This window comes from Saccharopolyspora sp. NPDC000995 (assembly GCF_053599315.1).
In genome coordinates this window covers 33,072-44,197 of sequence record NZ_JBSFLZ010000047.1, presented here as the reverse complement: position 1 = coordinate 44,197, position 11,126 = coordinate 33,072, and the positions used below count along the sequence as shown (strand labels likewise).

13 protein-coding genes and 1 pseudogene are annotated in these 11,126 nt (G+C 69.0%); 8 read left to right on the top strand and 6 right to left on the bottom strand.

What is annotated here, in order from left to right; all coding sequences use genetic code 11:
- Positions 1–199, top strand: a pseudogene (locus ACWDKQ_RS17560) (hypothetical protein); the annotation flags it as partial.
- Here the strand turns inward: ACWDKQ_RS17560 and ACWDKQ_RS17555 are convergent.
- The gene (locus tag ACWDKQ_RS17555) at positions 196–1,365 is read right to left on the bottom strand and encodes a polyprenyl synthetase family protein (protein ID WP_450139787.1); all 1,170 of its coding nucleotides are present in this window, start codon (positions 1,363–1,365) and stop codon (positions 196–198) included. The pseudogene ACWDKQ_RS17560 and the gene ACWDKQ_RS17555 overlap by 4 nt on opposite strands.
- 508 nt (positions 1,366–1,873) lie before the next feature.
- Here ACWDKQ_RS17555 and crtI point away from each other — a divergent pair.
- From crtI to ACWDKQ_RS17520, 7 genes are read left to right on the top strand one after another with little or no spacing between them, the layout of a single operon-like run.
- Entirely contained in the window at positions 1,874–3,391 is a 1,518-nt protein-coding gene (crtI, locus tag ACWDKQ_RS17550; RefSeq protein ID WP_450139786.1) for a phytoene desaturase family protein, read from the top strand.
- On the top strand, positions 3,388–4,359 hold the full coding sequence (locus ACWDKQ_RS17545) for a phytoene/squalene synthase family protein (RefSeq protein WP_450139785.1): 972 nt from the start codon (positions 3,388–3,390) through the stop codon (positions 4,357–4,359). The genes crtI and ACWDKQ_RS17545 overlap by 4 nt, the downstream gene beginning before the upstream one ends.
- Complete coding sequence (locus ACWDKQ_RS17540; RefSeq protein ID WP_168587736.1) at positions 4,359–4,694, top strand: lycopene cyclase domain-containing protein; 336 nt, start codon at positions 4,359–4,361, stop codon at positions 4,692–4,694. Before ACWDKQ_RS17545 ends, ACWDKQ_RS17540 begins: the two co-directional genes overlap by 1 nt.
- Positions 4,691–5,014 carry a lycopene cyclase domain-containing protein gene (locus tag ACWDKQ_RS17535; RefSeq protein WP_168587735.1) on the top strand — a complete coding sequence of 108 codons (324 nt, stop codon included), beginning with the start codon at positions 4,691–4,693 and terminating at the stop codon, positions 5,012–5,014. The genes ACWDKQ_RS17540 and ACWDKQ_RS17535 overlap by 4 nt, the downstream gene beginning before the upstream one ends.
- Entirely contained in the window at positions 5,011–5,748 is a 738-nt protein-coding gene (locus ACWDKQ_RS17530) for a class I SAM-dependent methyltransferase (protein WP_450139784.1), read from the top strand. The genes ACWDKQ_RS17535 and ACWDKQ_RS17530 overlap by 4 nt, the downstream gene beginning before the upstream one ends.
- Positions 5,745–7,298 carry an FAD-dependent oxidoreductase gene (locus ACWDKQ_RS17525; protein ID WP_450139783.1) on the top strand — a complete coding sequence of 518 codons (1,554 nt, stop codon included), beginning with the start codon at positions 5,745–5,747 and terminating at the stop codon, positions 7,296–7,298. Before ACWDKQ_RS17530 ends, ACWDKQ_RS17525 begins: the two co-directional genes overlap by 4 nt.
- A gap of 7 nt (positions 7,299–7,305) precedes the next feature.
- Positions 7,306–8,316, top strand: coding sequence for a DUF5914 domain-containing protein (locus ACWDKQ_RS17520; protein WP_450139782.1), 1,011 nt, complete (start codon positions 7,306–7,308; stop codon positions 8,314–8,316).
- Positions 8,317–8,822: 506 nt separating this feature from the next.
- Here ACWDKQ_RS17520 and ACWDKQ_RS17515 read toward each other — a convergent pair.
- The 5 genes from ACWDKQ_RS17515 to ACWDKQ_RS17495 form a co-directional block, all read right to left on the bottom strand.
- Entirely contained in the window at positions 8,823–9,050 is a 228-nt protein-coding gene (locus ACWDKQ_RS17515; RefSeq protein WP_450139781.1) for a hypothetical protein, read from the bottom strand.
- Between the two features lie 31 nt (positions 9,051–9,081).
- Positions 9,082–9,420, bottom strand: a complete 339-nt coding sequence (locus tag ACWDKQ_RS17510; protein WP_450139780.1) for a hypothetical protein — start codon at positions 9,418–9,420, stop codon at positions 9,082–9,084.
- Positions 9,421–9,739: 319 nt separating this feature from the next.
- A complete protein-coding gene (locus ACWDKQ_RS17505; protein ID WP_450139779.1) occupies positions 9,740–10,036 on the bottom strand; it encodes a hypothetical protein in 297 nt (98 codons plus the stop codon).
- Positions 10,037–10,411, bottom strand: coding sequence for an SAV_915 family protein (locus tag ACWDKQ_RS17500; RefSeq protein ID WP_450139778.1), 375 nt, complete (start codon positions 10,409–10,411; stop codon positions 10,037–10,039).
- A 451-nt stretch (positions 10,412–10,862) separates the two neighbouring features.
- On the bottom strand, positions 10,863–11,126 hold the full coding sequence (locus ACWDKQ_RS17495) for a hypothetical protein (protein ID WP_450139777.1): 264 nt from the start codon (positions 11,124–11,126) through the stop codon (positions 10,863–10,865).

Below are 11,126 nucleotides of genomic sequence, written 5' to 3'. Positions count from 1 at the left end.
TCCTGCGGCCAGACACCACAAGACTGCCGCAAGATCATCATCCCGGGCCTGCCCAACACACCCTCACTCAACCCGAGAATTAACCACCAGGGTCAGAAAAGGCACCTACAACACGGGTTCCCTGATCGGGTTCCTCACCGCGCTGCACGAGCACTTCGACAGCCAGCCGGTGACCCTGATCTGGGACGGACTGCCCTAGGTCGTTCGCTCAAAGCACCGAAAGGCCATGTCAGCCAGAAGCCCTCGACAGAGCCCGCCCAGGTCCGGGCATTGGCCAACGAGTCGGACCGCTTCCTCGACGCGACTGCGCATGAGGTTCTCGACGACGTCGACGGCGCCGGTGGCCGCCAACAGGACCTGCCAGCTTTCGATGTCATCCTCGTCGGATGCGTCCGCTTGCGACAGGCGGTCCATCTCGCCGCGTGCTGTCGGCGTGGCGAGCTCGTAGGCGAGGGCGACGACGCTGGTGGCCTTGTGCGTCCGCAGATCGTGCGCGCTGGGCTTCCCGGTCGCGGACGCCTCTCCGAAGGTGCCGAGGAGGTCGTCGCGGAGTTGGAAGGCCTGCCCCACCAAGTCGCCGTACCCGCCCAGAACCTCCAGCAGCGGCGGTGAGCAACCGGCGAGCGCAGCACCGAGTTCAAGTGGCCGACGTACCGAGTAGTTTCCTGACTTCCGGGACATCACGTCGAGCACGTGGCGGAAGCAAGGTTTCCGTCGAGCGTCATTGAGGAGATCGACGAACTGGCCCACGGCGAGTTCGCTGCGCATCGCGTCGTAGTACGGCCAGCCACGCGCCAGCGCCGCGGCGCTCATCCCGCTCTCGCGCAGCATTTGCTCCGACCACACCAGGAACAGGTTGCCGAGCAGCGTGGCAGCAGACCTACCGAACCGGCTCGACGATCCCGGCACGCCCCGGCTTCGGTGCCACTGTTCGAGCTGGACGTGCGCGGCAGGGCGCCCGCGCCGCAGGGCGGAATCGTCCATGACGTCGTCTTGCAGCAGTGCGGCGGCGTGCAGGAGCTCAGCGCTACCCGCAGCGCGGAACGCGTGTTCGCCCGCTTTCGCTCCGCATCGCCACCCGAGGTAGGTCAACGTGGACCGCAGGTATTTCCCGCTCGCGGCGTACTCTCCGAGGAGATCGCGGAGGAGGTCGTCACCTTCCACACCGCGCACGTGGTATGCCCACTGCTCGTGGACGAAGTCGCGCACGAGTTCCCGGGTCCGAGCACGTACGTTGGTCGACCAGCTCTCCAGGTCCGAGCGTTCACCGTCGCCGAGCGGAGAAGAACCGGGAGAGGCTCCGCGATCAGTGCGACCGCGCTCGCCCTCGCCGACAGCCGGTCCTTTCGGCCGAAGGTGGTGCATCCGGCCCCCTCATGTCGGTGCTGCAGCGCGGTTCGCGGCAAGTGATCGCGCCGTGTCGACCGTTGGTCGGCGGCCTCCCACCCCCATCAAGACGTCCTGGCAGAAGGCCGGACGGACGGCCTGCACTGGCCGGGACGTCTCGGCGGAAGGGTCTCCCGTCGGCGCTGATCCCGCCACTCCAGTGCGGGTGGGGATTGCGCAGTGCTCCAGGACGGAGCCAGCCGTGATGTCGGCTCGCTACGCTTGGCGCGGACGACGGGCAGCTCGTCTCCAGCACCCGATTCGCCTCGTCGCGTTCCTCCGACGCGCCGGTTGCGCTCCGCCACGCTGTGGCCCCGTGGCCTGCTCATCGACACGACCGCCGCGCGTGACCCGGTGTGCGGACGTCCAGTCGACCGACCGTGGGAAGCCGCGGGGATCTCGCCCGGTGTGCGGGCGGATGCAAATCCTGTCGCGGTGCTTCAGGGTGGGTGAAGGACGCACGCAACCGGGGTAAGGGGGGCCGGGAATGCGGGTGGTGGGGGGCCCTACGGATCGAATCGTGGTGGTGGGCGCCGGGCTGGCCGGGCTGGCTTCCGCGCTGCACCTGGCAGGTCGCGGGCGCGAGGTCACCGTTGTCGAGCGGAACGCGACTCCCGGCGGTCGCGCGGGGCGGCTCGACCTCGGTGGGTATCGGCTCGACACCGGCCCGACCGTGCTCACCATGCCCGATGTCGTCGCCGACACCCTGGCGGCGGTCGGGGAGGCACTCGCCGACCGGCTGGACCTTCACCCGGTTCATCCTGCCTACCGGGCGCAGTTCGCCGACGGCAGCCGTCTCGACGTGCACAGCGACCCTGAGGCGATGACTGGTGCGGTGCGCGAGTTCGCCGGTCCAGCGGATGCCGAGGGGTATCGCCGCCTGAGGTCGTGGTTGACGGAGCTGTACCGGCTCGAATTCGATCGGTTCGTCGCCGCCAACACCGACTCCCCGTTCTCGCTGCTGACGCCATCGCTGGCCCGGCTGGCCGCGATGGGCGCGTTTGGCCGCCTCGAGCAGGCGATCGGCCGGTTCCTCCGTGACGAGCGGCTGCGGCGGGTGTTCTCGTTCCAGTCGCTGTACGTCGGTCTGTCCCCGCAGCATGCGCTTGCCGCGTATGCGGTGATCTCCTACATGGACACGGTCGCGGGCGTGTCGTTCCCGCGGGGCGGTATGCGGGCGTTGCCGGACGCGCTCGCCGCCGCCGCCTGCGCCGCCGGAGTCCGCTTCCACTACCGGAGCACCGTCGTTGCCCTGGAGAAGTCCGGCAGCCGCGTGCGCGCGGTGCGCACCGCCGACGGGCGGCGCTTTCCCGCGGACGCGGTCGTGCTGACCACCGAACTGCCGCTGGCGTACCGGCTCCTCGGACGTACCCCGCGTCGACCGTTGCGACTGCGAGCCGCCCCGTCCGCAGTCGTGCTGCACGTCGGAGCTCGGCAGCAGTGGCCGGACACCGCGCATCACACGATCCTCTTCGGCGCGAAGTGGCGTGCCACCCTTCGCGAGCTGATCCGGGACGGGAGCCTCATGAGCGACCCCTCACTGCTGGTGACTCGGCCGACCGCCACCGATCCCGCCCTCGCACCCGACAACCGCGACCTGCTTTACATCCTCGCCCCGGCGCCGAACTCGGAGCGCGGGCGCATCGACTGGGATCGGGTGACTAGCCCGTACGTCGAGGAACTGCTCGCGCACGTGAGCACGCGCTTGCTACCCGGAGTGGACGCGGCCGTCGAGGTAAGTCATGTCGTTACCCCCGCCGACTGGGAGCGCGCCGGAATGGTCGGCGGGACGCCGTTCGCCCTCGCGCACACCGCGGCGCAGACCGGTCCCTTCCGGCCGCGGAACCTTCCGCGAGGGGTAGAGAACGCGGTGCTGGCGGGTGGCAGCACGGTGCCGGGTGTCGGCGTACCGACCACGCTGATCTCCGGCCGGCTGGCGGCGGATCGGATCACGGGTACCACGCGCCCCGCTCGGACCGTCCTCGGACCGGCAGCGGCGCGATGACCGGCTGCCTGGACGCTGCCGGGATCATCGACCCGCGACTGCGGGCGGCGTACCTTCTCTGCCGCCGGATCAACGCCCAGCACGGCAAGACCTACTACCTCGCCACCCGGCTGCTCGCACCCGCCCAGCGCCCGGCGGTGCACGCGCTCTACGGCTTCGCCCGCTGGGCCGACGACATCGTCGACGCCGCCCCGGCCGACGCGCGCCCCGAGGACTTGGCCGCGCGTCTCGACGCCGTGTCGTGGGAGCTGTTCGCCGGGCTGGACAGCGGGCGCAGCGACGACCCGGTCCTCGCCGCGGTCGTGGACGCCGCGCGGCGCCACGGCATCCGCCGGAGCCTGTTCGCGGACTTCATGCGGTCGATGCGCATGGATCTCACAGTTTCCGACTACCCCGACCGGCGGGCTCTCGACGTCTACGTCCGCGGCTCGGCGGAAGCGATCGGCCTGCAGATGCTGCCGGTGCTGGGCACCGTGTGCGACGAGGAGGACGCCGCTGCCCACGCGGCCGCTCTGGGCAAGGCTTTCCAGCTCACCAACTTCCTGCGCGACGTCGCCGAGGACCTCGACCGCGGACGCGTCTATCTGCCTGCCGACGAGCTCGCCGCGTTCGGCGTGGACCGCGACCTGCTGGCCTGGTGCCGGCAGCACCGGCGCACCGATCCGCGGGTCCGGGCCGCCCTAGCGGACCAGCACGCGGCAACCAGGACAATCTACCGCTTTGCCAGCAACGGGATAGCGCTGCTGCACCCGATTTCCCGGCCCTGCATCGGCACCGCTGTGGTGTTGTACTCGGAAATACTGGACAGGATCGAGGAAGCCGATTTCGCAGTGTTCGCGCAGCGGGCCAGGGTGGGCCGCCTCCGCCGCGCGCGGCTCGCGACCGCCGGCCTGGTGCGGGCGCTGCGGGTGCGCAGGCGGGTGCGTGGTGGTGACCACCTCACCGCCGCGACGCGGAGGTGGGCGTGATGGAGCGGTTCGAGTACCTGCTCGTCCTCGCCGGTTGCCTGGCCGTCACCGCTCCGCTGGAGCTCTTCGGCGCGCGTGTCTACCGTCGGCCCGCCCGGCTGGCGCGGGCGGTGCTGCCGGTCGCCCTGGTGTTCCTGGTCTGGGACGCCATCGCCATCGCGGCGCAGGTCTGGAGCTACAACCCGAAGCACGTGACCGGTGTTCGGCTGCCGTTCGCGATCCCGTTGGAGGAGTTGTTGTTCTTCCTGGTGATCCCGTTGTGCGGGCTGCTGACCTACGGCTGCGTGCAGGCCATGCTCCGCCGTCGACGCCCGACGAAGGAGGTGGGTTCATGACTAGCTTGGGCTACACGGTCCCGGCCGTGCTCGCGGCCGTCGCGGTGTGCTGGTGGGAGCTCGCAGTCCTGCGCACTGGTTTGTTTGGCAAATCCGCTTACTGGATCTCGATGGCGATCGTGATGGGTTTCCAGGCCCCGGTGGACGGCTGGCTGACCAAGCTCTCGGCACCCATCGTGCTGTACGCACCCGAGCACATCAGCGGGCTCCGGTTGCCCTGGGACATACCGGTGGAGGACTTCCTGTTCGGATTCGCCCTCGTCACCGCCGCCTTGCTGCTGTGGGAACGGCAAGCCCGACGAGCCGGGGAGTCGGTATGAGAGTCGGGCGTACCGGGCTGGCTCGAAGTGCCGTGCCGGAGGCCTTCGACACGGGTGCTGCCGCCTACGACCGGCTCGTCGGCGCCAACCCGGGCTACCACGCCCATCTGCGGCTGTCGGCGCGGAGAATGCGCATCCCGGACGGCGGTCGGGGCCTGCGGCTGCTGGACGTCGGCTGCGGCACCGGCGCCTCCACCGCGGCGTTGCTGGTGGCCGCGCCGCATGCGGAGATCGTCGGGATCGACGCCTCGCCGAAGATGCTCGCCCAGGCCCGGGCGAAGTCCTGGCCCGCCTCGGTCCACTTCGTCCGAACCCCGGTCGAAAACCTGGCTGCCGCAGGGGTTTCCGGCCCGTTCGACGGGATCTTCGCCGCATACCTGATCCGAAACCTTGCCGACCCGGACCAGCAGTTGCGCATCCTGCGGGCGTTGCTGCACCCCGGTGCGACCTTCGCCGCGCACGAGTACTCGGTCCGCGACTCGGTGGTGGCCACCGCCGTCTGGCACGCGGTGTGCTGGTCGATCATCATCCCCGCCGGGTCCCTGCTGACAGGTAACAGCGCGCTCCACCGCCACCTCTGGCGGAGCGTCACGAGCTTCGACGGTGCGGCGAGATTCCGCCAGCGCCTGGCCGAGGCCGGGTTCACCGGCGTGCACAGCGAAACGATGACCGGATGGCAACGCGGTGTGGTGCACACCTTCCTGGCGACGAACCCGGGTCGGGAGGACGAATGAAGGGAACCGGGCCGCGCGATCCGCGTGCGGTCAGGCACCTCGCGCCGCAGGGCGCCGCGCACGCCGACGTGCTCCCCCGGCGTCCCCGCGCCGTCGTGGCTGGCGCAGGGATCGCGGGCCTGGCCGCGGCCACCGGGCTCGCCGAACGCGGTGTCGACGTCACCGTGGTCGAACGCGAGGACTACCTCGGCGGCCGAGTCGGCGCGTGGAGCGAACGCGCTGCGGACGGCACTCCCCTATCGATGAGCCGGGGTTTCCACGCCTTCTTCCGCCAGTACTACAACCTTCGCGCACTCCTGCGGCGCGCCGATCCGGCGCTGACGCGGCTTCGCTCGGTGGAGGACTACCCCCTCCTGGACGCCCACGGCGGCCGCGACACCTTCCGCGGGCTGCCGCGCACCCCACCGTGGAACGCGCTGTTCTTCGCGCTGCGCAGCCCGACCTTCCGGTTGCGGGACCTGCTGGTGCTCGACCCGCATGCGGCCGCTCCGCTCGCTGCGGTGTCTGTGCCGGAAATTTACGAACAGCTCGACCACACCGACGCCGAGACGCTGTTGCGGCGCATCAACTTCCCGCCTTCGGCGCGGCACCTGGCGTTCGAGGTCTTCTCCCGGAGCTTCTTCGCCCCACCACGGGAGATGTCCGCCGCTGAGCTCGCCGCGATGTTCCACCTCTATTTCCTCGGATCGGCCGAGGGCCTGGTGTTCGACGTCCCCGACGCGGCGTTCGACACCGCGCTTTGGAATCCGCTGCGGGCCTTCCTGGGGGAGCGGCGCGTGCGGTTGCGCACCGGTGTTGAGGTCACCGGCATCGACCGCGCAGATCCCCGGTTCCGCGTGCGCACCGAAGAAGGTGAGGCGCTGCCTGCTGACGGCGTGGTGCTGGCCCTGGACGTCGCGGGCCTGCGCTCGGTCGTCGCCGCATCGCCGGATCTGCGGGATCCGGCGTGGCGCAAACAAGTGCTGGGATTGCGCACCGCACCGCCGTTTCTGGTGCACCGGCTGTGGCTGGACCGTCCCGTCGCGCCGGAACGGCCCGCGTTCCTCGCGACGAGCGGCCGGCCACCACTGGACAACATCAGCGTGTTGAACCGGTACGAGCGCGAAGCCCGCACGTGGGCCGATTACTGTGGGGGCGCGGTCGTGGAACTGCACGCCTACGCCGCGGAGTCCGGCCCCGGCGACGAAGCGGCCCGAGCCCGGGCACTGCGCATCCGCCTCCTCGATCGCCTCCACGAGGTCTACCCGGAAACCGTCGGCGCGCGGATCGTCGCGGAACTGTCGCAGTGGCGCCAGGACTGCCCCCTGTTCGGCCTCGGCGACTTCTCCCGGCGTCCCCGCGTCCGGACGCCGTTCGACGGGTTGGTCCTCGCCGGTGACGCAATCCGCATCGATCTGCCGGTCGCCCTGATGGAACGAGCTGCGGCCACCGGATGGCACGCCGCCAACGGACTGCTCGCCATGTGGGGCCTCGCCGGGCACGAACTCACGAGCGTGCCGACGCGCGGCCGGCTCGCTCCGCTGCGCGCATGGGCCGCTCGAGGAAGGTGATGAGGTGATGAGGACCGAGAACTGGCTGCGCCGATGGTGGCCGCGCACTTGGCCGCTGCAGGCGATTACCCGCACGCCGTGGGCGCGGCAGGAGCCGACGTACCGCGACGCCCGCCCGGAGCTGATCACCGCCGCGCTCAAGCGCGCGCAGGCACGGCCTTCCGGCAACTGGTTCGCCTTCGCCGGCAGCCGGGACATCCGCCTCGACCGGCCGCACGGCTTCAGCGTGGCCGGGGTCGAGCTGGTGGCGTGGCGGAACGAAACGGGCAAGCTCCTCGTCGGGCCCGGTGCCTGCCCGCACCTGGGCGCCCCGTTGGCCTTGGCGCGCGTGTCCGGCGGCGACCTGCTCTGCCGGTGGCACGGCCTGCGCCTCGCGGAGACGAGCGACTGCGGCTGGCGGGTCCTGCCCAGTCACGACGACGGCGTCCTGGCGTGGGTGCGGCTGGACCGGGTCGGCGGCGAGGAGCCCTCTGCCGCTCCCCTCCTGCCGGAACGCCCCGCGCTCGCCACGAGCGTCCACTCGGTCGCCAACCTCGTCGGGACGTGCGAGCCCGGTGACGTCATCGCGAATCGGCTCGATCCCTGGCACGGCAGCTGGTTCCACCCCTATTCGTTCACCCGCCTCCGCGTCCTGCATGCTCCTCGGGAGTCCGATGTGGATGAGACCGACGACCGTTTCGTCGTCGCGGTGACCTTTCTCGTGGCGCCGGGGCTGGGCGTACCCGTGTGCGCGGAGTTCACCTGCCCCGAGCCGCGGACCGTCGTCATGCGGATCATCGACGGGGAGGGCGTGGGCAGCGTCGTCGAAACCCACGCTACCCCACTGGGTTTCAGAGACGACGGGAGCCCGCGGACGGCGGTCGTCGAAGCCGTCATCGCACACTCGCAGCGACCTGGATTCGGCGTTGCGAGGGCGGCCGCGCCTGTCCTCCGACCGTTCATGCGCCGTGCAGCCGCGCGACTGTGGCGGGATGATCTCGCCTACGCAGAGCGCCGCTACCAGCTGCGCTCGGAATAGACCGTGGCCGAGCCCACCGCACTAAATCGTCTCAGTTCCCCCGCCCGCTTCACGATCTAGTGGTGCGCTGATATCTCGTGCTTCGCGCAGAAGACATTATTGCACGGAGGCGTTGTTGTGCTGTTCCGGTCGTTCGGCTTTCGTCGCGGCCGCCTTGAACGGTGCGGCGCGTGCCGCGAGTTAGTGGGCGCCGACGTTGGATTCGTAGCGACGCGGTCGACGATTGTCGAGATCGAGGCCGCGTGGCACCGCCTGTCCTGCGGCGAGGCGCCCGGGCGCAGCGGATCTACGACTGGGCCGCCGTGACATCAGGCCACTGCGCGATCCGCACTTCTGGCACGCGGTTGCCTGCCTGTGGGCTACGAAGAAACACATGCCGTATTCGAAGACAACCACCAACCGCGAGTGTCGACCGGGCTTTGATGCGCACTCGACGATCGCCATCAGGTGGTACCGCCCCCGGTCCCAATGAGGGGGCCACGGGGACAGTCGCGCAGGATTGTTCGCTAGCCTTTGATCTTGGGGTGTTTGGTTTCGTCGACTCGCAGGGCGGCGCCGAGCGCGAAGAAGGTGGGCGCCCATTCACCGACGAATATGCCCCAGCGATCCGCGCGGGCGGTGTTTTCGGTGTTGATCGAGAAGGCCCAGCTGAACACACTCAGAGCGATCGAACCGACTCCTGCGGCGAAAAGTTGATCGGAAGTCAAACCCCATTTGCGCAACATCGTCAACATCATGCCCCCAATAAACGTCGACAGCTCTCGCTCACGCGGCTTTAGGGTGACCGGCAGACGTCTCCTCGAAACTCCCGATCAGCGTGAGCGAAAGTTTCGCCGGGTCGAAGACACCCGAGAGGAACCGCACAAGTACGTGTTGGGACTGCGATTCCTTGTCCCGCGCATCCTTCACAATCTGGCTGGCCTCTGCGTACGCCTGTGCCTTTCGGTCAAACGCCCGTTGGGCTTCGACCGCCGCCGCATGCTGCTGCGTCTCCTCCGGGGTGGCCGGCCGCCCTGTGGGCAGTGGCTTCGGATCGGCCGGCGCGGGCCCCGGTTCTTCGATCTTGAAGCCGTGGGACCACAAGGCCTCCGAGAGCGGCCACATCTTGGGCTCGTTGCATCATCGCCTTGACCGTGTTCAGGTCGTCCGCGTGGGTTTGCAACGCGCGGCAGGTGTCTTGCAGTACCCGGACCTCGGTGTCGGCCATCATGCCTGCCACGATCAACACTGCGCGGAAACCGTCCGCTGCGGCGCCGAGCCACCCTGACTCCGACTCGGCACTGGTGAGCTGGACTTGCCGAGCTGCTTCCTCGGCGCCCTCGGACTGCTTGTTCGCCCAGTCGCAGACGGCAGTCAGACTGACTGGATCTCCCTTGACTTCGGTATCCAGCGACATGTGTTCAGTGCCCTTCCCCAGTGAGCGCTATCGAGGTTGCTCGGCGTCGAGCTCGGCTGCCTGGATGGCGGCAGCGTGCTCGTAGTCGTGCTCGACGTAGACGGCTCGGCTTTCGGCCGTGGCGTCACCGATCGCGCCCATGCCGATCGAGAGATTACCCAAAGCGTCAGTCAAAAGCGCAAGCGCGCCCTGCACGGCGCCGGTGACGACGCCGACCTGCGGATCCGGCGGGGGCACTGCTTGGCTTTCCAGGTCCGCGCTCGCGTTGCGGAGTCTGCTTGCCAGCGCTTCCAACAGCGCCGGGTTCGCGTTCAGGTCTGTCATTCAGTCCCCCTGCTGAAACCTCGTGCGACGTTCTTCGGGCGGCAATGCGGCATCCCACACGACAACGTCAGCGCCGCTACGGCTCTTGATGTCCTCGACCTGCTCACCCTGCACAGCGACCCACGGCTGACCGTCCCCACATCCGTCGACGAGCTGCTTCATTGACGTGAACGCCAAAAGCGCCCGGTGGCCGTCCGCCGTGTCGCGAAGCTCCAGCGTGACGTCCTTGTCGCCCTTGTTGACTCGCTCGGCCGGCAGGTACACGGTCGCCGGCAGATCCTCGTCACCATCCAGTGGCGCAACAGTCTCCGGGTTGAGCACCGATGGTGCTACGTCTCCGTGTTCTTGAAACACGTGCCGGTCTCCGTATGCCACAAACCCTCCCCGCTCATGATCGGCAGCCCGCACCTTACCGATTACGTAATGAGTGCTGGCCCCGTCGGAACAGGTCACCTGCCGAGCAGGGCCATCTCACTCGAACGGCCCAGCGCACAAAAAGCAGGCCGACGCCGCAGTTCGTGATCTACAGTGTCGGCCGGAGCTGATAACAGCGGGGAACTACTCAGTCATCGCATTCGTCCTCGCCTTGGATATGGTCGGCTTCATTTCCTACGCCAGTCGCCACGGGATCGATCTCAACTGGCACCGGGATCGGCGGACCTGCCACCTCGGGCTGATCACTACGTGGGTCGGGCATGCGGTGACCCCTTTCGAGCGGGAACGGAATTGGGTGGCCGGTCGGTGCGCTGGGAGGGGGAAGCCCGCACCGACCGGCCGAGCTCGATGCCAACGATCGGGGACATCGACATCGAGCGGCTTCGAAATCTCAGGCGCCTCGGCGGCGGGGACCGATCCGCGAGCGCAACCACAACCGCGCTTGGGCGGCGACGTCCGGCTCATCGACCCAGTCCCGGCCAATGTGGACGGTGTCGATGAGGCGATCGTTCTCGTGTGAGCTGCCGATGTCGCCGCGATGCACGGTCAAATACCCGGCACCGCGCCCCCAGCGGAACGTGTACACCTCGGTTGGCGAGACCCGTTCGACACGCCACGTCATCGGCAGGTACCGCTTCGGCCCGGTCGTGCTCAT